Here is a 21,825-nt window from a genome sequence, read left to right as displayed (position 1 = left end):
GAAGAGAAACCGAACCAGGGAGGCCCCATCAGCACTGAGACCCGTGTCAACGAGCGCATCCGCGTACCTGAAGTCCGACTCATCGGGCCCGGCGGGGAGCAGGTAGGCATCGTGCGCATCGAAGACGCTCTTCGCGTCGCCGCGGATGCCGATCTTGACCTCGTCGAAGTTGCCCCGGACGCCAAGCCGCCGGTCTGCAAGATCATGGACTACGGCAAGTACAAGTACGAGACAGCCCAGAAGGCGCGCGAGTCCCGCAAGAACCAGCAGCAGACCGTCGTCAAGGAGCAGAAGCTCCGGCCCAAGATCGACCCCCACGATTACGAGACCAAGAAGGGTCACGTCATCCGCTTCCTCGAGGCGGGGTCGAAGGTCAAGGTCACGATCATGTTCCGCGGTCGCGAACAGTCGAGGCCCGAACTCGGGTTCCGACTCCTGCAGCGGCTGGGCGCCGACGTCGCCGATTACGGCTTCATCGAAACGTCCGCCAAGCAGGACGGCCGCAACATGACGATGGTGCTGGCCCCGCACCGCGGCGCGAAGACTCGCGCCAAGGCGGCGCACGACGCCGACGCCCCCGTGGGGCGCCCGGCCGAGCCGCAACCAACCGAAAACCCTGAGACCACCTAGAACTGAGGACCAATGCCCAAGGCCAAGACTCACAGCGGAGCTTCGAAGCGCTTCCGCAAGACCGGCACCGGGAAGATCGTGCGGCAGAAGGCGAACCGTCGCCACCTGCTCGAGCACAAGGCCACCAAGCGCACCCGCCGCCTGGACGGTCGCACCGTCGTGGCGCCCAACGATGCCAAGCGCATCAACGCGATGCTGAACGGCTAAGCGCCGTAACCCCCTCAACTTTTTGACCCAACGAGAATAGGAACACCGCAATGGCACGCGTGAAGCGCGCACTCAATGCCCAGAAGAAGCGCCGCACAGTACTGAAGGCGTCGAAGGGCTACCGCGGCCAGCGCTCGCGGCTCTACCGCAAAGCCAAAGAGCAGCAGCTGCATTCGCTGACTTACGCCTACCGGGACCGTCGTGCCCGCAAGGGTGAGTTCCGCAAGCTGTGGATCTCCCGCATCAACGCGGCAGCCCGCGCCAATGACATCACCTACAACCGGCTGATTCAGGGCCTGAAGGCCGCCGGCGTCGAGGTCGACCGCAAGAACCTCGCCGAGATCGCCGTCAGCGACCCGGCCGCGTTCACCGCACTGGTCGAGGTCGCCAAGAAGGCGCTGCCGGAGGATGTCAACGCTCCCTCCGGTGAAGCCGCCTGACAATTCGGGAGTCAGAGGCACTCACTGAACGATCCGCCCGGGTGGCGGCTGCAGTTAAATTGCAGCGCCACACCGGGCGTCGTCGTGCTGGGCGCTTCTTAGCCGAGGGTCCCAACCTCGTTGAGGCGGCGGCACGTCGGGGTCTGGTCGTCGAGGTGTTCGCCACCGAGGCCGCCGCTGCGCGCCACGCCGAGCTGCTGGCCGGGTTGGTCGTGCATGAGGTCACCGAGCGGGCGGCGAAGGCGCTGTCGGAGACGGTGACGCCCTCGGGACTGGTTGCGGTGTGCACACTGCCCGACCACGATGTCGCTGCCGTGCTGGCCGGTCGGCCACAGTTGGTGGTGGTCGCCGTCGACCTGTCGGAACCCGGGAACGCCGGCACGCTGATCCGGCTGGCCGATGCGATGGGAGCCGCCGCGGTGGTGTTCGCCGGGCACAGCGTGGACCCCTACAACGGCAAGGTCTTACGGTCTTCGGCGGGCAGCATTTTCGCGGTGCCGGTGGTCGTCGCGCACGACACCGCAGCCGTCATCTCGGGCCTGCGGGACGCGGGCCTGCAGGTGCTGGCGACCACGCTGGACGGCGAACTGAGTCTGGATGACGCCGCGTTGAGCGCACCGACCGCCTGGCTGTTCGGCGCCGAAGCCCAGGGACTGTCTCCTGAGGTGGCGGCACTGGCCGATCACCGGGTGACCATCCCGATGACCGGCAGCGCGGAAAGCTTGAATGTTGCTGCCGCGGCGGCTATTTGCCTTTATCAGAGCGCGCGCGTCCAGCGCGCCGCCGGCAACTGATGCACAATGACGGAATGAATTCAGCTCGGCGGACCGGGCAAGCTGTCATCAGAGTCGAGGGTCGAGACAAGGTAACCGGTCGAGCCCGGTACACGGCGGACAATGTGTTCGACGGGTTGGTCTATGCCACCGTGGTGCAGTCTCAGATCACCAGCGGGACGGTGACAGCCGACTCCCTACGGGAGAGCGCCGCGCGTGCCGCCTCGGCCCCCGGTGTTCTACACGTGCTGACCCCTTTGAATTGCCCTGTGCTGCATCGGTTGCCGGTTGAGGCCACCTTCGACCTGCCGATGGAACGCCGGCCGCCGTTGTCGGATCTCACGGTGCAGCATGTCGGCCAGCACATGGCCGTGGTGGTCGCTGATTCGCCGGAACACGCGACGTACGCGGCCTCTCTCTTCGATTTGCGCTACGAAGTCCGACCGGCCGCCTCGGATATGGATGCCGTGCTGGCCAATGCGCAGCCGCCGGACGAGAATGACGGCGAGATCCGATACGGCAGCTATCTGCCCGACCATTTCGTCAAGCTGGACGAGGAAAAGCTGCAGGACCGTCGTGGGCCGCAGGCTGAACCCGATCTGGCCGCACGCGTAAGCGCGCAGTACACCACACCGCTGAACGCGCACTATCCCATCGAGCTGTCGGCCACGATTGCCCAGTGGCACGGGATGCAACTGACTGTCCACGACGCGAGCCGCTGGCTGGCCGGCGAGCGTGCCGCGCTCGCCGCCTACCTCGGCATGGCCGAATCCGAGGTTCGGATTCTGTCGCCCCTGGTGGGAGGAGCGTTCGGCGCCAAGAGCTTTCTGTGGATGCACGTGGCGTTGTGCGCGGTCGCTGCCCGTGAGGTCGAGCGTCCAGTCAAACTCGTTCTGACCCGCAATCAGATGTTCTCATCGACGGGGCATCGCCCTCGCACCCGACAGCAGGTCACACTCGTTGCGGACGACGGTGGAACCTTGCACAGCGTTGAGCACCACACGCTCACCGAGACCTCGACGGTCGCGCACTTCTGCGAGCCGGCCGGGCTATCCAGTCGCATCCTGTACCAGACACCGCGGCTGGTGGTCTCGCACCGGGTCGCGCGAATCAATGAGCCGACACCATGTTTCATGCGAGGACCGGGGGAGGCGCCGGGTCTGTTCGCCCTGGAGTCCGCGATGGACGAACTCGCCGTCGAACTGAACATGGACCCGCTGGACCTGCGGATCCGCAACCATGTCGACGTCGACCAGGCCAGCGGCAAGCCGTGGTCGGGCAAACACCTTCTGGACTGTTATGAACTCGGGGCGCAGCGGTTCGGCTGGGACAAGCGTCCGCGTGAGCCGCGATCGTTGTCGGACAGCGGGATTCAACTCGGCTGGGGAATGGCCACCGCGACGTATCCGGGCCGCCGGATGCCCGCGTCGTGCAGTGTGGCGACTGCCGCCGACGGGTCGGTGCAGTTCGCTTCTGCCACCCACGAAATCGGCACCGGAGTGCGTACGGTCATGTGCCAGGTCGCGGCGGATGCGGCCGGCTTGTCCCTGTCTCAAGTGACGTTCGAGTCCGGTGACTCGTTGTTTCCCGACGCCCCGTACAGCGGAGCGTCCCAGACGACGGCTACGGTCGGCTCGGCTGTTCATGCCGCTGCCACGCAGTGGAAAGACCGCCTGCGCGCGCTGCTGCGCGCCGACGAGACGACGCCCTTCAACGGAACGGACGAGTTTCAGGTCATCGATGGTGACGTGGTGTCGGCGGGGCACCGGGTGAGCGTCGCCGAGCTGATCGCGTGCGGCGGGCAGCGGTATGTGGACGAGCTGAGTTTCTCGGCCTCGGTCGATGGAGGGCAACAGCGGGGCAGTGTCTCGCAATCATTCGGCGCCCACTTCTGCGAGGTCGAGGTCGACGAGGAGATCGGACGGGCCGCCGTGACGCGCTGGGTCGCGGTGATGGACTGCGGGCGGGTGCTCAACCCGGCGCTGGCCCGCAATCAGGTCATGGGCGGCATCACTTTTGGGGTGGGCATGGCGCTGATGGAGCAGGTGCCCTACGACGCTCGGACTTCTCGGTTGATCGGCGAGTACTACGTGCCGACACATGCAGACCGGCCTGACTTCGACATCACGTTCGTCGACGAACCGGACTTCGGACTGGACCCGATCGGCGTCCGCGGCATTGGCGAGATCGGTGTGTGTGGTGTTGCCGCGGCGGTCGCCAACGCAATCTTCCATGCCACGGGCCGACGCATTCGCGACCTACCTATCACTGTCGAGCAACTGATGAAGGAACGGTGATGGGCACGAACCCGCAGCGAGATATCGTCTTGAACATCAATGGAACTGAACACCGTCTGTCGGTCGACGTCCGCACCACGCTACTGGATCTGCTGCGTGAGCGACTCGCGTTGACCGGAACGAAGAAAGGGTGTGACCACGGCTTGTGCGGTGCCTGCACGGTGGCCCTCGACGGTGAACGGATCGTCAGCTGCCTGGCTCTCGCAGTGTCGGTCGACGGGTCGGCGGTGACGACCATCGAGGGCATCGCTGACGGCGAGGTCCTCGACCCTGTTCAGCAGGCGTTCCTCGACCACGACGGTTTCCAATGCGGTTACTGCACTCCGGGGCAGATCTCGTCGGCACATGCAATGTTGCGCGAGCATGCGCGGGGTGATCTGTCCGCGGCGTCATTCGAGGGTGATCGACGCGCCGCGCTCCAGGGCCGCCCCGCCCTCACCGAGAGTGAGATCCGGGAGCGGTTGGCGGGCAACATCTGTCGGTGCGGTGCGTACTCGAACATCGTCGATGCCGTCGCCGCGGCCGCGGAGGCGACCTCGCAGTGAGGACCTTCGACTTTCGGCACGCGGTGTCGGTTGATGACGCGATCCGTTCTGTTGCCGAGACCGGCGGAGCCTATCTCGCAGGTGGCACCAACCTCGTCGATCTCATGAAGAACGGTGTGCTGCAACCACCTGCCCTCGTCGACATCCGGCGCCTCGGGCTGAGCGAGGTGGCGAGCACCGAAGCCGGCGGTGTACGCATCGGCGCCGGGGTCACCAACAGTGCGCTGGCCAACCACCAACTGGTCCGCAGCCAGTATCCGGTGTTGTCGCAGGCACTACTGAGCGGGGCCACCACACAGCTGCGCAATATGGCGACAGTGGGCGGCAACCTGCTGCAGCGCACGCGATGCCCGTACTTCATGCAGACCGAATTCGACCGGTGCAACAAGCGCGTCCCGAATTCGGGATGCGCGGCACTCGACGGGTTCAACCGCGAGCATGCGCTGTTCGGAACGAGTTCGCATTGCGTGGCGACCAACCCCTCCGACATGGCCGTGGCGCTGACAATCCTCGATGCGGTTGTGCATGTGCAGGGTCCCGGCGGCAGTAGAAGTGTTCCCATCACCGAGTTCTTCACCGTGCCCGGTGACACTCCTCAGCGCGAAAACTGCTTGCAGCCAGCCGAACTGATCACGGCCGTCGAGCTGCCGCCGTCGCCCTACGCGGCTCACTCGTGGTACCTGAAGCTGCGTGACCGGCACAGCTACGCCTTTGCGTTGGTGTCGGCCGCGGTGGGCATCGAGGTGAGCGGTGGGGTGATCGTTTCGGCGGCAGTCGCCCTCGGCGGCGTTGCCCCGATGCCGTGGCGTGTACCCGCGGCCGAGGCGATATTGATCGGACAGCCGCCCGAGGACACGGTGCTGCGTGCCGCCGCGGAGCGGGCACTGGCGGGCGCCCGGCCGCTCAATCAGAACGGGTTCAAGATTCCGCTGGGACGCAGCGCCGTCCATCGGGCTCTCGTCCGCGCCCTCGACACCGTTGGTCCTGCCGCCCATCAGGGCTGATCGGCCCCGAAAGCGGGTCGCAGGGCGAGCCAAATCAAGGTCCTTCGACTCTCCCGAAGCTGCTGAACCGGGACGACGCTTGCCTGACGGGGAGTAGTCGGCAACGGGAGGTTCAGATGCTGCCACCGCGGATGATGGTCGCCGGTATCACCGCCGTCGCTCTCACCGGCTGTGGCTCAACGGCAATCCTTCCCATGAAGACCACCATCGTCACCAACACCGCGGTCGACACCGTGACAGTCGCACCGTCACCCCCGCCGCTGCGGCAGTCGATGCGAGCGTGGTGGAACCAGGTACAGGACCACGTCGGCGCGATTCAATCCGCCGGGATCGCGGTGGCGTCGGCCGCAGAGGCCCACGATGCCGGCGCCCTGAGCGCAGCCTGCGCGAAATATCACGACGGGGTGGAGGGGCATATGCCACCGCCGGATCCGGCCTTGGCGGCCGAATTGCAGGCGGCGCTGTCGGACTACGACGTGGCGATGCATTTCTGCGTGGAAGCCACCAGCGACCTCGACGACAACGAGCTGCACCACTCGCTGGAGTTCCTGCGGTCCGCCAGCGCCGCGATGCGTCGGGCAGCCGCCATCTTGGATCGGGATCTTGGCGAGCCGGTCCAGATCGGCTGAGCGGGATAGCTAAGCCCCGAGCAGCCCCTTGGCCACGTGGGTGATCTGCACCTCGTTACTCCCGGCGTAGATCATCAGCGACTTCGCATCGCGGGCAAGTTGTTCCACGCGGTACTCGGTCATGTACCCGTTGCCGCCGAACAGCTGAATGGCCTCCATGGCCACGTCCGTTGCCGCCTGCGAGCAGTAGTACTTCATCGCCGAGGCCTCGGCCAACGAGATCTGGGTGCCGGTCTGCCCGCATTCGATCACCCGGAACAGCATGTTGCGCACGTTCATCCGGGCGACCTCCATGTTGGCCAGCTTGAGCTGGATCAACTGGAACTGACCGATCTCCTTGCCCCACAACGTGCGTGTCTTGGCGTAGTCCGTGCACAGCCGCAGGCACTCCTCGATCACCCCGAGCGCCATCGACACCACGCCGATCCGCTCCGCGGCGAAACTCGAGCGGGCGCTGTCGCGGCCGTCGCCAGACTTGTTCTCCTCGGTCTCGCCCAGCAGCCGGTCGCGACCCAACCGCACGTTGTTGAAGAACAGCTCACCGGTGCGGGAACTGTGAATGCCCATCTTGCGGAACGGCTTTGCTTGGACAAAGCCCTCCATCCCCTTGTCGAGCACGAACGTCAGCACCTTGCGGTCACGCTTGTCCGCCCCATCGCCTTCGTCCAGCTTGGCGTACACCACCACGACGTCGGCGTCCGGCCCGTTGGTGATAAAGGTCTTCTGCCCGTTGAGGATGTAGTCGTCGCCGTCGCGCACCACATAAGATTTCATGCCGCCGAACGCATCCGAGCCCGAGTCCGGCTCGGTGATCGCCCACGCGCCGATCTTGTCGTAGGTCACCAGATCGGGCAGCCAGCGTTCCTGCTGAGCCAATGTGCCGCGGCTCTGGATCGTGGGGACCGTCAGTCCCAGGCTCACGCCCATGCCGGTGACCAGGCCCATGCTGACCCGGCACAGTTCGCTGATCAGCACGAAACCCATTCCGGCCGAACCACCGTCGCCGAACATGCCGCCACCGCCACCGCCGGACTTCGGTTCGGCACCGGAGCGCAGCCGGTCCAGCCGCTTGTTCAGCGACTCCCGCGCCATGTCGCCGATACCGAACGTGGCGAACAGTTTCCGGACGATGGGGTACGGCTCCATATCGCCGCTCTCCAGCTCGTCGAGGTGCGGGCGCACCTCTTTGTCGACGAACTCACGCACGGCGTCGCGCACGGCGATATCGACGTCGGACCATTCGATCATGGGTTCTCCGGTTCAGGCGGCAGTGGAACGTCCTCGGGCGGGCCGCAAACCGGCTAGTGAGAACGTCGTGTGGACCAGCGACCCCGCACGCGCGACGAGGCTCTTGGTTCGAGGGACATAGTGCATGGGCAGCCCACGACGATCTTTAGGGGGTGCCATGAAACCGGGCGCCTCGACCAGGGGGGCGTCGGCCGGGATGTGGCCCGACGCCCGCCGGTACGCCGACAACGCGCGTGGATGCAACCGGATCTCGTCGGGCACCGCCCAGAATGCGAGCTCGACGGCCTTGCCGAATAAGCGCAGCGCGACCTCGTCGCCAGGGGTCCACCGCATCCCGGCTTTCTCTCGCACCGCCGGATCGAACAGGCCGGCGGCGATCCAGCGCTGGGCGCCCACCATCGGCTTGAACAGCTGGTCCCACACCGGAGTTGGCATCAACACGAATTTCGGCTTGGGGATCCGGATGTCGAAGATATCCAGGGTCGCCTTGTTGATCTCCAGCTCGTCGCGGCAGACCCGATCCCAGTACTCGCAGAAGTCCTCCCACGTCTCGGGGACCGGCTTCATGCTCATGCCGTACATCGCGTACCACTGGACGTGTTCGTCGAACAGCTGGCGCTTCTCGGCCTCGGTCAGGCCGCCGCAGAAGTATTCGGCCACTTTGAGAATCAACATGAAGAACGTGGCGTGCGCCCAGTAGAACGTCTCGGGGTCGAGGGCGTGGTACCGCCGGCCCGCGTTGTCGACGCCTTTGATGCCGCGGTGGAACCCCTTGATCTGCTCCCCGGTTTGGCGCGCTCGCTCGCCGTCGTAGACCACGCCCATGATCGGATAGACCGACCGCGCCACCCGCTGCAGCGGCTCGCGGTGCAGGATCGAGTGCTCTTCCACCCCCGCGCCCAGCTGGGGGTACATGTTCTGCAGCGAGCCGATCCAGACTCCGAGCATCCCCGTGCGCAGATCGCCGAAGTACTTCCAGGTCAGAGAGTCCGGCCCGAGGGGCTCGGCGCTGCGTGTGGTCGTCGTTGACCTCATCGCCTAACGATAGGGCTGACAACGAGCGTTGTCTACGACGGCGACGAAGCTGTGACCAGTCGTTTGGCATAGCGATACGTCGACCGCGTCACACCTGGTTGGCTGCCCCGAAAACCGTTGCCTAGGCTTGATCTTGTGGACGTCGAGCCGTTCGACGATCAACCCGATTCCCTCGTTGACGTCGACCATCTGGTGCGGCCCGGGCGTGGGCCCGCGGCGTGGTGGCACAACACCAACCACAACCCCGGACTCATCGCCCTCGTTCGTCGCGCTCGGCGGATGCTGCCCGGCGACCCGGACTTCGGCGATCCGCTGTCCGCGGCCGGTGACGGCGGTGCCCGCGCCGCCGCACGTGCCGCCGACCGTCTACTGCGCGACCGGGAAGCCGCCACCCGGGAAGTGAGCTTGGCCACACTTCAGATCTGGCAGGCGCTCACTGAACGCGTCTCCGGGCGGCCGGCCAACCCTGAGGTCACTCTCGTCTTCACCGATCTCGTCGGGTTCTCCAGTTGGTCGCTGCAGGCCGGCGACGACGCCACACTGCGGCTGCTGCGCCGCGTCGCCCAGGTCGTCGAACCGCCGCTTCTCGACGCCGGCGGCCACATCGTCAAACGGATGGGCGACGGCATCATGGCCGTCTTCACCGATGCCGCGACCGCCGTGCGAGCCACCATGGCCGCCCGTGACGCGCTGCGATCGGTCGAGGTAGACGGCTATACACCCCGGATGCGTGCCGGAATCCACACCGGCCGCCCGCAACGCATCGGCTCGGACTGGCTCGGCGTCGACGTCAACATCGCGGCCCGGGTGATGGACCGCGCACCCCGTGGCGGGCTCGTTGTCTCGGGGGAGACCTTGGAGTGCATCAGCCCCGACGAACTGGACGCGCTGGGCGTCACGGTCAAGCGGGTGCGGCGGCAGGTCTTTGCCCCGCGCGCCAGCGGTGTACCGACGGATCTGGTGATGTATCGCCTCAAAACCCGCAGGGACCTGCCAGTCGAGGACGATGGAGACGATCTCGAAGCCCAGGCATAGTGGATGGAGATGGTTCTCTCACTGCTGACGCGGCTGGTCCGCGTTCGGGTCACCCTGGGGTACACCGCCGCACTCGTGGCGGTGGCGGCCGTGCTGCTGGCGCTCGGCCCGCATGTGCGTGACCAGGTGATCCTGCACGCGAGTACCAATCTGCACAATCTCGCGCACGGGCGTCTCGGCACGCTGATCGGCAGTGCGTTCGTCATCGAGACCGGTCCCATCTACGTGTGGCTGCCGGGCCTGTTCGCGATCCTCGGCCTCGCCGAGTTGCTGTGGCGCAGCCGGTGGATGGTGCTCGCGTTCGTCGTCGGCCACGTCGGCGCGACGTTGCTGGTGGCGGCCGGGCTGGTCGCTGCGCTCGCGGCGGGCCTGGCGTCCTGGTCGATCGTCAACGTCACCGATGTCGGCATGAGCTACGGCGCGGTGGGTGTCCTCGGCGCGCTCACCGCGGCGATCCCGCGCCGCTGGCACGCGGCGTGGACGGGCTGGTGGCTGGCGGTCGCGGTCGGATCGGCGGTCAGCACCCTGGGCGACTTCACCAACGTCGGCCATGGTGTCGCCCTGGTGCTCGGCATGGTGGTCGGCACCCGCTTCGGCCACCCCGCGCACTGGACGACCGCGCGGTACGCGCTGCTCGCTGTGGCGGCGGCGTTCGGGTACCTGATCATGGCGAACACCGGACTGTCGATCCTGACGACTTCGACGCTCGGTGTGCTGGGTGCGCTGACGGCCGCCTACGTCGCGCGCCGCCTCTCGGTGCGCAGGGCACTGTCCGCCGCGGCAGTCCCGCAGCCCGCCGCCTCGTAAGTCCTCCTTCGCACAACCTCGAGTCGTAATCGACGCCGCGCCGCGACAGCGTCAGTTATGACATAAATCTAGTCAGTTATGACATGTGTGTGGTACGAATTCTCCCGAAGCCAGGGAGGGTGTCGAGGTGACTCAGCGCGACGCGACGTCGACGTGGCGAGGCGTGATCCGCCCCGCGGTCGGCGTGGCGTCCGTGGTCCTGCTGGCCGCAATCGTCGGCGGCGCCGTCGTGATGTTCCGCGGCGACGTGACCTCCGGCGTCCCCATCACCGTGCTCTCGCCCCGCGCCGGCCTGGTGATGAATGCCGGGGCCAAGGTGAAGATGCGGGCCGTCCAGGTCGGCACGGTCTCAGCGATCGAGCAACGACCGAACGGTCAAGCGGTCCTTCATCTTTCGATCGACCCCACCGAATTGCCGCTGATCCCGGACAATGTCGGGGTCGACATCGCGTCTCCGACGGTCTTCGGCGCCAAGCTCGTCGAACTCACCCCACCGGAGCATCCGTCGGCGCAGCCGCTGCGCGCCGGTCAGGTCATCGACGCGACCAACGTGACCGTCGAGATCAACACCGTCTTTCAGTAACTCACCTCCGTGCTGTCAAAAGTGCAGCCGGAGAAGCTCAATGACATCCTCGGTGCCCTCGCCACTGCGATGAACGGGCGGGGAGAACGCCTGGGTCAGATGTTCTCGGATTTCGACGCACTGCTGGCACAACTGGAACCCAGCCTCGACACCATGCGGCACGACATCGTCGCCGCGAATGTCGCGGCCAGGGCGTACGCCGACGCCGCACCGGATCTGATCCGGACCGCCGAAAACGCCACGCGGATCAGCACGACGATCGTCGACCGGCAGGACGAACTGAATGCGTTGCTGCTCAGCGTGATCGGACTCGCCGATGTCGGATCCGAGGTGGTCGATGGCAACGGCCAGGCGTTGACCGATGTCCTACGCCTGTTGGTGCCCACCACCGATCTGACTAACCGTTACCACGAAGCCCTGAACTGCGCGCTGGCCGGACTGATACCGATCGCCTTGGCGCCACCTCAACCTGATCCCGGCGCGGTCGTCTCGGTGAGCTTCACCCTGGGCTTGGAACGGTATCGCTATCCCGCCAATCTGCCCAAGGTCGCCGCGACCGGTGGACCCCATTGCGCCGACCAAGGATTGCCGCGCGTGGCCCCCAGCGCCAAGCCGCCGTTCCTGGTGACCGATGTAGGTGCCAACCCGGCCCAGTATGGCAACCAGGGAGTGTTGCTGAACTCCGACGGCCTCAAGCAATTGCTGTACGGCCCGCTCGACGGGCCGCCGCGCAACTCCGCACAGATCGGGCAGCCGGGCTGATGAAGTCATTGCGCGCCATCGGGCTCAAGTTCACGGTGTTCGCCGTGGTGACGATGTCAGCGACGGTGTTCTTGTTCATGACGTTCGCCCAGTACCGAACAGGCCGCTCGAATGGATACTCCGCGGTGTTCGCCGATGCGTCGCGGCTCAAACCGGGTGACAGTGTGCGCGCGGCCGGTATCCGGATCGGCACGGTCGACACGGTGACACTGCGTGCGGACACCACGGCCCTGGTGACCTTCGAGGCCGACCGCGACGTCGTGCTCACCACCGCGACGAAAGCGGCTGTGCGCTACCTCAACCTGGTCGGCGACCGCTACCTGGAGTTGGTGGACGCACCGGGATCCGCAGCGGTCATGCCGGCGGGTTCGCAGATCCCCGTCGATCGGACCCAACCGGCACTGGATCTCGACCTGCTCCTCAGCGGGCTCAAACCCGTGATCGCCAGCCTCAGCCCACAGGACGTCAACGCCCTCACTTCCGCGCTGGTGCACATCCTCCAGGGCGAGGGCGGCACCGTCGAATCGCTGTTCGCCAAGACCTCGTCGTTCACCAACGCGCTGGCCGACAACGACGGCGTCATCCGGGAACTCATCGAGAACCTGAATGTCGTGCTGTCGTCGCTGACCAGCGAGGGGGACCGTTTCTCGACGGCGCTCGACCGCGTCGAGAAGCTGATCACGGGTTTCGCCGGCGACCGCGATCCGGTGGGTGCGGCGATCGACGCTCTCGACGCGGGCACCGCGTCATTGGCCGGCCTGCTCGCCAGCGCGCGCCCACCGCTGGCCGGGGCAGTCAACGAGCTCAGCCGGCTGGCCCCACTTCTGGACCAGGACAAGGAAAGACTGGATCGCGCACTGGCGAAGGCCCCGGACAACTACCGCAAGCTCACCCGCCTCGGGGCCTACGGCAGTTTTATCGCCATGTACGTGTGCGGCATGTCGGTGCGGGTGACCGACCTGGAGGGCCGTACCGCGGTCTTCCCGTGGATCAAGCAGACCGGCGGGAGGTGCGCCGAGCCGTGATGGTGAAATACCGTGGCGCATCGCTCATTCGAGCCGGATTCATCGGTGTCTCGGTGGCCGTTCTCGTCGTGCTCGTCGGACTGGCGCCGCAGCGGTTGACGTCGTGGGCGACGCAGGTGAGATACCAGGCGGTGTTTCCCGAGGCCGGTGGTCTGGTGACGGGCAACGACGTTCTGGTTTCCGGGATCAAGGTTGGCACCGTCTCGGATGTATCGCTGTTGCGCGGGGATGCGTTGGTCACGTTCACCGTCGACGGCACGGTGCATCTGGGCTCGCAGACAACTGCGCACATCAAGACCGGAACGGTGCTGGGGGCGCGCATCGTGACACTTGTTCCGGCGGGCGCCGGCACGCAGAAACCCGCAGATCCGATTCCTCTTTCACGCACGTCATCGCCTTACGTGCTGACCGATGCGGTCGGCGATCTCACCGCCAACGCCGCGGGGATCGACACCGCATCGTTGAACCAGTCTCTGCAGACCTTGTCGGACACGGTCGATGCGATGGCGCCGCAACTGGGACCCACCTTGGATGGGCTGACCCGGCTGCCGCAATCGATGAACAGTCGTAACGACACTCTGCGTGAACTCCTGCGCAGCGCAGCCGATTTGGCGGGAGTGCTGTCCGATCGTCGCCAGCAGGTCAACGCGCTGATCCTCAATGGCGCCGACCTGGTCTCGGTGCTGGCGCAACGGCGCCAGGCGATCGCCGATCTGCTGGCCAACACCTCGGCAGTGAGCAGAGGGCTGTCCGGGCTGGTTCACGACAACGAAGACAAGCTCGCGCCCACCCTGCAGAAGCTCAACTCGGTGACGGCTGTGTTGCAGAAGAACAGTGACAACATCGCCAAGGCTCTGCCCGGCCTCGCCAAGTACGAGATCACCATGGGGGAGGCCGTTTCCAGCGGGTTCTACTACCAGGCCTACACGGCCAACGTGATACCCGCGGAGTTTCTCCAACCGTTCTTCGACTACGCGTTCGGCTTCCGCCGCGGTGTCGACGCGGGACAGCCGCCCGACACCGCAGGGCCGCGGGCCGAATTTCCCTTCCCATACAACGCAATTCCGCCCCACCCACCGGAGGGGCAACGGTGAGCGCGCGCACCAGGACCGTCGCCGCCACCGCCGCGGTACTCGTTGCGTTGTGTGCGGCGAGCACGGCATTCGTGGTTCGCCACGCGCTCTATCCCACCACGACCATCACCGCGTACTTCACCGCCGCCACGGCGATCTACCCCGGTGATGAGGTTCGGGTGTCCGGGGTCAAGGTCGGGAAGATCGACTCCATCGAGCCCCTCGGTGGTCAGGTCAAAATGGTGCTCGCCATCGACCCGGGGGTCGCCATCCCGGCCGGCGCCGACGCGGTCATCGTCGCGCAGAACCTCGTCGCAGCCCGGTACCTTCAGCTGACACCGGCCTACCGGGACAGCGGCCCTACCATGACATCCGGCGCGGTGATCCCCGTCGAACGGACCGCCGTTCCCGTCGAATGGGACGACGTGAAGACCCAGTTGATGCTTCTGTCAAGGGATTTGGGGCCCAGTACCGAGACGGCGCGGCCAGCGCTGGCGCGACTGATTGACGACACCGCTGACGCCATGGGCGGCAATGGCGTCAAGCTACGTCAGATGCTGGCACAACTGTCGGCGGTCGCGCGCATCGTCGCCGATGGCAGCGGCAACATCGTCGACATCGTCAAGGGCCTGCAGAACCTGGTGACCACGCTGCGCGACAGCAGCGGCGCGATCGTCGACTTCGAGCAACGGCTCGCCTCGCTGACGGGCACGCTCGGCGAGAACACGGGCGATCTCGACGCCGCGCTGCATGATCTGGCCACCGCGACGGTCGACGCGCAACGCTTCGTCGGGCAGAGCCGCGAGCTCACCGTCGAACAGATCCAGCGTCTGACGGAGGTCACCCGCAATCTGGCCGACAACCGCAAGAGTGTCGAACAGCTACTGCACGTCGCGCCCAACGCATTCGCCAACTACTACAACGTCTACAACCCCGATACCGGTGACAACATCGGATCGATCGTGTTCAACGATTTCAGCAATCCCGTCCAGTTCATCTGCGGGCAACTCGGGGCCATCGAGAACGCCACCGCGCCGGAAACGGGCAAGCTGTGCGCCCAATATCTCGGCCCGGCAATGCGCCTCCTCAGCTTCAACCTGGTGCCGTTCCCGATGAGCCCGTACCTGATGAAGGCGCCGTCGCCGGAGAATCTGCTCTACTCCGATCCAGCCCTGGCTCCCGGGGGCGCGGGCCCGGCCCCGGGCCCGCCCGAGACACCGCCCGCGGTCTCGGCCTACTCGGGAGCCCCCGGCTCATGATGTGGCGTCGGGTGGCGGCCCTCACCGCGGTCATGGTCATCGCCTCCGGTACGTCGGGATGCGCCTTCCGAGGGTTGAACTCGCTTCCGCTGCCGGGCACCGAGAACCGAAGCGGCTCTGCTGTCTACCACATCGAGCTGGCCAATGTCGGCATGCTGGAATCCAATTCACCGGTTCTGGTTGATGACGTCGTGGTCGGCACCGTGGGTCCGATGCGGCTGAGAAACTGGCATGCCGACGTCGAGGTGTTCCTCCGCCCCGACGTGGTTGTGCCCGCCAACGCGCTCGCCACCGTCGGGCAGACCAGCCTGCTGGGCTCCATGCATCTGGAACTCGATCCGCCCCTCGGCGAGGCACCCCGTGGCCGGCTCGAGGCGGGTGCGACGATCCCACTGAGCCGGTCGTCGACCTACCCGTCCACCGAACGGACGTTGTCCACGCTGTCGGCGGTGGTCAACGGCGGCGGGCTGGGACAGATCGGCGACGTGATCCGCAATGCCAATTCAGCGCTGTCGGGCCGTCAGCAGCAGGTGCGAGATCTGTTGCACCGCTTGGACGAATTCGTCGGTGCGCTGGACGGTCAGCGCGGTGATCTGATCGACCTGATCGATGGTCTCAACCGGTTCACCGGAACGCTTGCGGCGCAACGCGACGTGATCGACCGTGCACTGCAACGTGTCCCGGCCGCCCTCGACGTGCTGATCGCGCAGCGCCCGCGAATCGTCACCGCGCTGGACAAACTACGACGCTTTAGTGCGTCGACCACCGATCTGATCGACAATGCTCAGAGCGACCTGGTCACCAACCTGCACAACCTCGAGCCGACGCTCAAAGCACTGGCCGACATCGGGCCCCAGTTGGACACCGCGCTGGCCTTCGCGGTCACCTATCCGTACAGCCAGAACTACATCGACCGCGCGGTTCGCGGCGATTACGTCAACATGTTTCTAGTCGCCGACCTGACGGTTCCGCGGCTGAAGCGGACCCTGTTCCTTGGTACCCGGTGGGGTGACGAGAACGCGAAACTGATTCCCGCGCCGGGGGATCCGTGGTATTTGAACTACACCTACGACCCGCTGCGCACCGGCATCGCGGATCCGCCACCGCCCCCTCCGAGCGGAGGTGGCTGATGCTGACCCGCCTCGTGCGCATCCAACTGGTGATTTTCGGCATCGTCGCCCTTGTCGGTCTCCTACTGATGACCGTGCTGTTCATTCAGGTTCCGACCCTGCTGGGCATCGGCAAGATCACCGTCACGCTGGAGCTGCCTGCCGGCGGGGGTCTGTATCGGTTCTCGAACGTCACCTACCGCGGCGTCCAGGTCGGCAAGGTGACCGCTCTGCGGCTGACCAAGACCGGAGCGGAAGCCACGCTTTCACTGGACACGTCGCCGAGAATACCGCTCGACGTACGCGCGGAGGTGCGCAGCGCTTCGGCGATCGGCGAGCAATACGTGGACCTGCGGCCACACAACGCATCCGGTCCCTACCTGAGCGACGGATCGGTGATCCCGGCGCAGCAGATCAGCCTGCCCCAGGCGGTCGGCCCGATGCTGGACACGGTGAGCGCGCTCGTCAACAGCGTTCCCGGCGACAAGCTGGCCACGCTGATCGACGAGTCGGACAAGGGTTTGCGCGGGGCGGGCTACGACCTGTCATCGCTGCTCGACTCCTCGGCCACGGCCGTCGGCAAGATCGGCGGCGTCGGTGACCGCACCCGGATGGTGATCGACGATGTGACGCCACTGCTGGATTCCCAAGTCGCGACGACGGATTCATTGCGGACGTGGGCGCGAGGCCTGGCCGATGTCACCCAGACAGTGGCCGACGACGACAGTCAGGTGCGCGCCATTCTCAACACCGGACCGGGCGCCGCGGACGAAGTCACCCGGCTGCTCGATGAGGTGAAGCCCACCCTGCCGGTGTTGTTGGCGAACTTGAGCGCGCTCGGCCAAATCCTGGTCACCTACAACTCGTCGCTCGAGCAGCTCCTCGTGCTGCTGCCGCCGGTGATCGCCAGCACGCAGGCATTCGGATTGCCCACCAACAACCCGACGGGCCTGCCGGTGGGGGAGTTCGCAATCACGCTGGGTGATCCGCCGCCGTGCACCGTCGGATTCCTGCCGCCGTCATCGTGGCGCTCCCCGGCCGACACCACCACGATCGACACCCCCGACGGCCTGTATTGCAAACTGCCGCAGGACTCGCCGATCGCTGTTCGCGGCGCCCGAAACTATCCATGCGCAGGCAAACCCGGAAAACGTGCGCCGACCGTCGAGTTGTGTGACAGTGACCAGCCGTTCGTGCCGACGGCGATCCGTCAGCACGCGGTAGGCCCCTATCCGCTCGACCCGAATCTGGTGGCGCAGGGCGTCCCGCCCGACAGCAGAGTCAACGCCGGCACGGCACCGAGCGGCTTCAGCGGATCCGACCGCACCCGGCCGCCGGTGGCGGTGATCCCGTACAACCCGTCGACCGGAAGTTACGTCACCGGCGACGGGCACCGGTACGTGCAGTCGGATCTCGGCGCCGCCCCCAAGGTGCCGACGTCGTGGAAAGACCTGTTGCCGTGTTAGGCCAACGGAGCCAGACCGGATCGCACCAGATCGATGCTGGTCGAGACAACTTCGCGCAGATCGGTGGCGCAGCCATCCCGGCCCCAGTGTTCCACGGCGGCGACGAGCACGGCCGCGAGCGCGGCGCCGGCCACTTCAGCGATCAGGTCGACATCGGGCAGGTCGGTGTGGCGGCGCTTGACGAAGTCGGTCAGCACTTCGGCGAACGACGCCTGAACCACCCGAAGGTGGCCCGCCGTGCGCTCCCCGTCGAGCAGCGTCGCGCGCAGGATCGCTGCCTGGCGAACGACTTCCAGGTCATGTGGGAAGCTCACCACGCTGCCGAGCACCGCGTCGAAGAGCGACTCGTTGGCCGGGCGCCGTGACAACGCCTCTGCGAACCACTCGAGTTGGGTTTCGTAGTCCTGGAACAGCACCGCCTCTTTGGTGGGGAAGTGCCGGAAGAACGTGCGCTGGGTGACGCCCGCATCGTCGGCGAGTTGGGCCACCGTCACGTTGGCGAAACCGTCGCGGGCGAATCGCGCCAGTGCCACCTCACGCAGCGCTTCCCGCGTCGAGGTCCTGCGCCGGTCGTGCAAGTTCGTCATAACGCCATTTTCGCACAATCGCTTTCATCAAATCATGTCAGTCGTGACATCGGTCCCATCAAGTGAGGAGAAAAGCGCAATGAGTGATTACGACGCGATCGTCGTCGGGGCGGGCCACAACGGCCTGACCGCGGCGGTGATACTGCAGCGCCAGGGTTTACGCACGGTGGTTCTCGAGCAGAACACCTACTCCGGCGGTATGGCCGCGACCGTGGAGTTGATCGACGGGTTCCGTTACGAGATCGCCGGGTCCGTCCAGTTCCCTACGGCGCCGGAAGTCGCAAACGCCTTGGAACTGCACACGATTCCCCAGGTCCACGCCGAGGTGCAATCGGTGAACCTCGGTGAAGCCGGGGAGGATCCGATGATCCTCTACAGCGACCCGATGAAGTACATGACGCATCTGTCCGAGAAACACGGCGCCGATTCGGTGCTGGGCATGGCGAAGATGCTCGAGTGGACCACCGGGCCGTCGCGCGCGCTCGGACGCTTCGAGGCGCGGACGCCACCGAAAACTCTCGACGAGATGTACGCCTGTGCGACAAACGAATCCGAGCGTCGCGCCATCCACGAAATGCTGTTCGGCAGCGCCATGGACGTCATCGACCGCAACTTCCCGGAGAAGGACAAGTACGCCCCGATCCGGGGCATGCTGGCGTTCCTGGCGATCAACTCGACCTACCGCGGCCCGTTCACCCCGGGCAGCGCCACGTGTCTGGCCTTCGCGATGGGTGTTCCCGACGCGGACGCCACGATGATGACGAAGCTCGAAGGCGGCATCGGTGCGGTCTGCGACCATCTGAAGCGCCTGTTCACCGAACTGGGCGGGGAAATCCGGTATCGCACCAAAGTTGAGCAGATCCTCGTCGAGAACGAGCGGGTCACCGGTGTCCGCCTGCGCGACGGATCGGTGCTGAAGACGCCCGTCGTGGTGTCCAACCTGTCGCCGGATCTGACGCTGGTCGACATGGTCGGAACCGAGCACCTGCCGGGCAATCTGGTGGAACGCCTCAGCGGCCGAGACCATCGTGCCACCTTCATCCAGATGCATTTCGCCCTGGACGGATTGCCCGAATTCGCCGCACCCTACGAGCTGCTGAACGAATCGGGCATGCAGCAGTCCGTTGGTGTCTTCGGCACACCCGAAGAGCAACAACGGCAGTGGGAGATGGCCCGGGCCGGGATGCTTCCCGACAACCCGTCTTTCGGCATGCAGATCCCGTCCGTCACCGATCCGAGCCTGGCGCCGCCTGGCAAGCACGCCGCGAGTGCGTACGCCTACGGGTTCCCGGTCGAGGCGCCCAGGGAACAGCACGGTCGACTCAAACACGAGATGGCGGAGACGGTGATCGACAAGATCACGAAATTCGCCCCGAACTTCCGGGATATTCAGATTCGGCACATCACGTTCGCGCCGTATCACATGCAGACGATGTTCGGCGCGCCCGACGGCGACTTCTGTCACGGGCTGCTCCACCCGGACCTGATGGGCCCGAATCGGCCTGGCCCCAAGGGCTTTCTCGACCTCCCGATCCCCATCGACGGCCTCTATCTCGGCGGTGCCGGCTGTCACGGCGGACCGGGCATCACCTTCGTCCCGGGATACAACGCGGCCTATGCCGCGCTCGACGACCTGGCGGCGTCATGACCTACGTCATCGGCGAGCCCTGTGTCGACATCCGGGACAAGGCATGTGTGGACGAGTGCCCGGTCGACTGCATCTATGAGGGGGAGCGGATGCTCTACATCCATCCGGACGAATGCGTCGACTGCGCGGCGTGCGAGCCGGTCTGCCCGGTCGAGGCCATCATCTACGTCGACGACGCGACCGACGACTGGCAGCCCTACGTGGCCGCCAACGCGGACTTCTTCGCTGAGTTGGGGTCACCGGGTGGCGCACGCGGATTGGGCAAGCAGACGTTCGATGCACCGCTGGTGTCCCAGTTGCCGAGGAGGGATACCGCGGCGGGCTAGGTGCCTTCGTCGCTTTTGGGTAGGAAGCGTTCGGGGTGGTGGTAGGTGTTGGTGCCGCCGATGAGCATCGGTAGGTGTGGCGGCGGTATCCATTCGGTGTCGCCGTTGGCGAGTTTGCGGGTTTTCCAGCCCTGGTCGAGGAGTCGGTGGTCGGCTCGGCAAGCCAGGGTGAGTTTGTCGATGTTGGTCAGGCCACCCTCGGCCCATTCGTCGACGTGGTGGACCTCGGTGAGATATCCCGGTGCATCACAGCCGGGCCGGGTGCAGCCACGTTCCTTGTTGTGCAGCATGATTCGCTGATCGGCCGAGGCGATGCGTTTGGTGCGGCCCAGCCACAACGCCTGCCCGTTCACGCCATCGAACAGGGCGAGATAGTGGTAGGCGTGGCTGGCCATCCGGATGACGTCGGGGATGGGCAGCAGGGTGCCGGTTGCGGTGACCGCGTGCCCGGTCTTGGCCTGCAGATCTTGCAGGGTCGCCGAGGCGATCACCGTGACGGGTAACCCGTTGTGCTGCCCCAACTTCGGATCACCGAGTTGACCGCGCACCAACGCCGTCAACGCATCATGCTGACGCTGCCCATGGCTGCGCCGGTCACGCTCGGCCACCTCCTCAGACGGAGTGAGGGTGGGACTTTGGTCGGCCGGGTTGCACACTCCGGGTGCGGCGAACTTGGTGAACCACGCATCCAGCATGGACCGCAACTGCGGGTCGGCGACCAACTTCCCGACGCTCATACCGTCGACGCCCTGCCCGCCGCACCAGACGAAGCCGCGCTTGCGCGCCCGATCCTCATCAGAGAACTTCCCGTCGGGGTTCAGATGCAACGCCAACCGCAGCGCCACCTTCTCCAACTGATCGGGCCGCAGCACCGCGGCCTTCTGCGCCAGCATCCGTTCGGCGTTCTCAATATCCACCGGCGCGACGTGCACGGGTAGGTCGCGGAAGAACTTCTGAATCACCCGCAGATGCTCGCCATCCAACAGTCCGGCCTGCCAGGCCCTGGAGGTGTCCGGCAGCAGTGGCGGCAGCGGCTCCCCGGTCAACGCCCGCCGCGGCGCGAGCTGTTCGGCGTCCCGGATCCGCCGCTTGGCCTCCCGTGGACTCACCCGCAACACATCGGCCACCGTGATCGGCACCGGCGGGCACCCCTCGAACTGCTCCAGCCGTGCGGTCAGCGCATGCGACACCGCCACCTGGCGCCGTCGCGCCGTCTCCAACCGCTCCAACACCACGAACCGCTCAGGCGGAGCCAAGACATCGAGATCGACCGCGGCCAGAGACTCGACGACATCGTCGAGCGCCTCCAACACCGCGGTGATCGAACTCATGTTCGA

Annotated in this window: 21 protein-coding genes and 1 pseudogene; 18 read left to right on the top strand and 4 right to left on the bottom strand. The window is 65.9% G+C overall.

Going from position 1 to position 21,825, the window contains the following annotated elements:
• The first annotated feature begins 27 nt into the window (after nt 1–27).
• The 8 genes from infC (at nt 28) to K0O64_RS17185 (ending at nt 6,525) form a co-directional block, all read left to right on the top strand.
• On the top strand, nt 28–630 hold the full coding sequence (gene infC, locus K0O64_RS17220) for a translation initiation factor IF-3 (RefSeq protein ID WP_071943862.1): 603 nt from the start codon (nt 28–30) through the stop codon (nt 628–630).
• A gap of 12 nt (nt 631–642) precedes the next feature.
• Nucleotides 643–837 carry a 50S ribosomal protein L35 gene (gene rpmI, locus K0O64_RS17215; protein WP_071943865.1) on the top strand — a complete coding sequence of 65 codons (195 nt, stop codon included), beginning with the start codon at nt 643–645 and terminating at the stop codon, nt 835–837.
• Between the two features lie 50 nt (nt 838–887).
• Nucleotides 888–1,277 carry a 50S ribosomal protein L20 gene (gene rplT, locus K0O64_RS17210; protein WP_047331079.1) on the top strand — a complete coding sequence of 130 codons (390 nt, stop codon included), beginning with the start codon at nt 888–890 and terminating at the stop codon, nt 1,275–1,277.
• A gap of 41 nt (nt 1,278–1,318) precedes the next feature.
• Nucleotides 1,319–2,071 (top strand): TrmH family RNA methyltransferase, encoded by a 753-nt coding sequence (locus K0O64_RS17205; RefSeq protein WP_096311638.1) that lies wholly within the window; start codon nt 1,319–1,321, stop codon nt 2,069–2,071.
• A gap of 104 nt (nt 2,072–2,175) precedes the next feature.
• On the top strand, nt 2,176–4,347 hold the full coding sequence (locus K0O64_RS17200) for a xanthine dehydrogenase family protein molybdopterin-binding subunit (protein WP_230986002.1): 2,172 nt from the start codon (nt 2,176–2,178) through the stop codon (nt 4,345–4,347).
• The gene (locus K0O64_RS17195; protein ID WP_096311637.1) at nt 4,347–4,892 is read left to right on the top strand and encodes a (2Fe-2S)-binding protein; all 546 of its coding nucleotides are present in this window, start codon (nt 4,347–4,349) and stop codon (nt 4,890–4,892) included. The genes K0O64_RS17200 and K0O64_RS17195 overlap by 1 nt, the downstream gene beginning before the upstream one ends.
• Nucleotides 4,889–5,896, top strand: a complete 1,008-nt coding sequence (locus K0O64_RS17190) for an FAD binding domain-containing protein (RefSeq protein ID WP_096311636.1) — start codon at nt 4,889–4,891, stop codon at nt 5,894–5,896. Before K0O64_RS17195 ends, K0O64_RS17190 begins: the two co-directional genes overlap by 4 nt.
• 116 nt (nt 5,897–6,012) lie before the next feature.
• The gene (locus K0O64_RS17185) at nt 6,013–6,525 is read left to right on the top strand and encodes a hypothetical protein (protein WP_096311635.1); all 513 of its coding nucleotides are present in this window, start codon (nt 6,013–6,015) and stop codon (nt 6,523–6,525) included.
• Nucleotides 6,526–6,534: 9 nt separating this feature from the next.
• On the opposite strand, the gene K0O64_RS17180 is transcribed toward K0O64_RS17185, so the two are convergent.
• Nucleotides 6,535–7,773, bottom strand: coding sequence for an acyl-CoA dehydrogenase family protein (locus K0O64_RS17180; RefSeq protein WP_071943879.1), 1,239 nt, complete (start codon nt 7,771–7,773; stop codon nt 6,535–6,537).
• 12 nt (nt 7,774–7,785) lie between these two features.
• On the bottom strand, nt 7,786–8,808 hold the full coding sequence (locus K0O64_RS17175) for an oxygenase MpaB family protein (protein ID WP_096311634.1): 1,023 nt from the start codon (nt 8,806–8,808) through the stop codon (nt 7,786–7,788).
• 189 nt (nt 8,809–8,997) lie between these two features.
• Between K0O64_RS17175 and K0O64_RS17170 the strand changes: the two genes are divergently transcribed.
• The 8 genes and pseudogenes from K0O64_RS17170 to K0O64_RS17135 all read left to right on the top strand — a co-directional run bounded on the left by K0O64_RS17170 (nt 8,998) and on the right by K0O64_RS17135 (nt 17,927).
• The gene (locus tag K0O64_RS17170; protein WP_164520205.1) at nt 8,998–9,843 is read left to right on the top strand and encodes an adenylate/guanylate cyclase domain-containing protein; all 846 of its coding nucleotides are present in this window, start codon (nt 8,998–9,000) and stop codon (nt 9,841–9,843) included.
• A 9-nt stretch (nt 9,844–9,852) separates the two neighbouring features.
• Complete coding sequence (locus tag K0O64_RS17165) at nt 9,853–10,650, top strand: rhomboid-like protein (RefSeq protein ID WP_096312893.1); 798 nt, start codon at nt 9,853–9,855, stop codon at nt 10,648–10,650.
• A gap of 163 nt (nt 10,651–10,813) precedes the next feature.
• A pseudogene (locus K0O64_RS17160) lies at nt 10,814–11,995 on the top strand (MCE family protein).
• The gene (locus tag K0O64_RS17155; RefSeq protein ID WP_096311632.1) at nt 11,995–13,020 is read left to right on the top strand and encodes an MCE family protein; all 1,026 of its coding nucleotides are present in this window, start codon (nt 11,995–11,997) and stop codon (nt 13,018–13,020) included. Before K0O64_RS17160 ends, K0O64_RS17155 begins: the two are co-directional and overlap by 1 nt.
• Complete coding sequence (locus K0O64_RS17150) at nt 13,020–14,114, top strand: MCE family protein (RefSeq protein ID WP_096312892.1); 1,095 nt, start codon at nt 13,020–13,022, stop codon at nt 14,112–14,114. The genes K0O64_RS17155 and K0O64_RS17150 overlap by 1 nt, the downstream gene beginning before the upstream one ends.
• Nucleotides 14,111–15,352, top strand: coding sequence for an MCE family protein (locus K0O64_RS17145; RefSeq protein ID WP_096311631.1), 1,242 nt, complete (start codon nt 14,111–14,113; stop codon nt 15,350–15,352). The genes K0O64_RS17150 and K0O64_RS17145 overlap by 4 nt, the downstream gene beginning before the upstream one ends.
• Nucleotides 15,352–16,482, top strand: coding sequence for an MCE family protein (locus K0O64_RS17140; protein WP_425574826.1), 1,131 nt, complete (start codon nt 15,352–15,354; stop codon nt 16,480–16,482). Before K0O64_RS17145 ends, K0O64_RS17140 begins: the two co-directional genes overlap by 1 nt.
• The gene (locus K0O64_RS17135; RefSeq protein WP_096311629.1) at nt 16,482–17,927 is read left to right on the top strand and encodes an MCE family protein; all 1,446 of its coding nucleotides are present in this window, start codon (nt 16,482–16,484) and stop codon (nt 17,925–17,927) included. Before K0O64_RS17140 ends, K0O64_RS17135 begins: the two co-directional genes overlap by 1 nt.
• Here K0O64_RS17135 and K0O64_RS17130 read toward each other — a convergent pair.
• The gene (locus K0O64_RS17130; RefSeq protein ID WP_096311628.1) at nt 17,924–18,514 is read right to left on the bottom strand and encodes a TetR/AcrR family transcriptional regulator; all 591 of its coding nucleotides are present in this window, start codon (nt 18,512–18,514) and stop codon (nt 17,924–17,926) included. The genes K0O64_RS17135 and K0O64_RS17130 overlap by 4 nt on opposite strands.
• 79 nt (nt 18,515–18,593) lie before the next feature.
• On the opposite strand from K0O64_RS17130, the gene K0O64_RS17125 reads away from it, so the two are divergent.
• Together K0O64_RS17125 and fdxA are read left to right on the top strand one after the other, a co-directional pair.
• Nucleotides 18,594–20,162, top strand: coding sequence for a phytoene desaturase family protein (locus K0O64_RS17125; protein ID WP_096311627.1), 1,569 nt, complete (start codon nt 18,594–18,596; stop codon nt 20,160–20,162).
• Nucleotides 20,159–20,488 (top strand): ferredoxin, encoded by a 330-nt coding sequence (gene fdxA / locus K0O64_RS17120; RefSeq protein WP_071943907.1) that lies wholly within the window; start codon nt 20,159–20,161, stop codon nt 20,486–20,488. Before K0O64_RS17125 ends, fdxA begins: the two co-directional genes overlap by 4 nt.
• On the opposite strand, the gene K0O64_RS17115 is transcribed toward fdxA, so the two are convergent.
• Entirely contained in the window at nt 20,485–21,819 is a 1,335-nt protein-coding gene (locus K0O64_RS17115) for an HNH endonuclease signature motif containing protein (RefSeq protein ID WP_071943909.1), read from the bottom strand. The two genes, fdxA and K0O64_RS17115, sit on opposite strands and share 4 nt — an antisense overlap.
• Nucleotides 21,820–21,825 lie beyond the last annotated feature (6 nt).

Origin of the sequence: Mycolicibacterium pallens (genome assembly GCF_019456675.1) — a bacterium.
GTDB lineage: Bacteria > Actinomycetota > Actinomycetes > Mycobacteriales > Mycobacteriaceae > Mycobacterium > Mycobacterium crocinum.
This window is presented reverse-complemented; position numbering and strand designations above follow the sequence as displayed.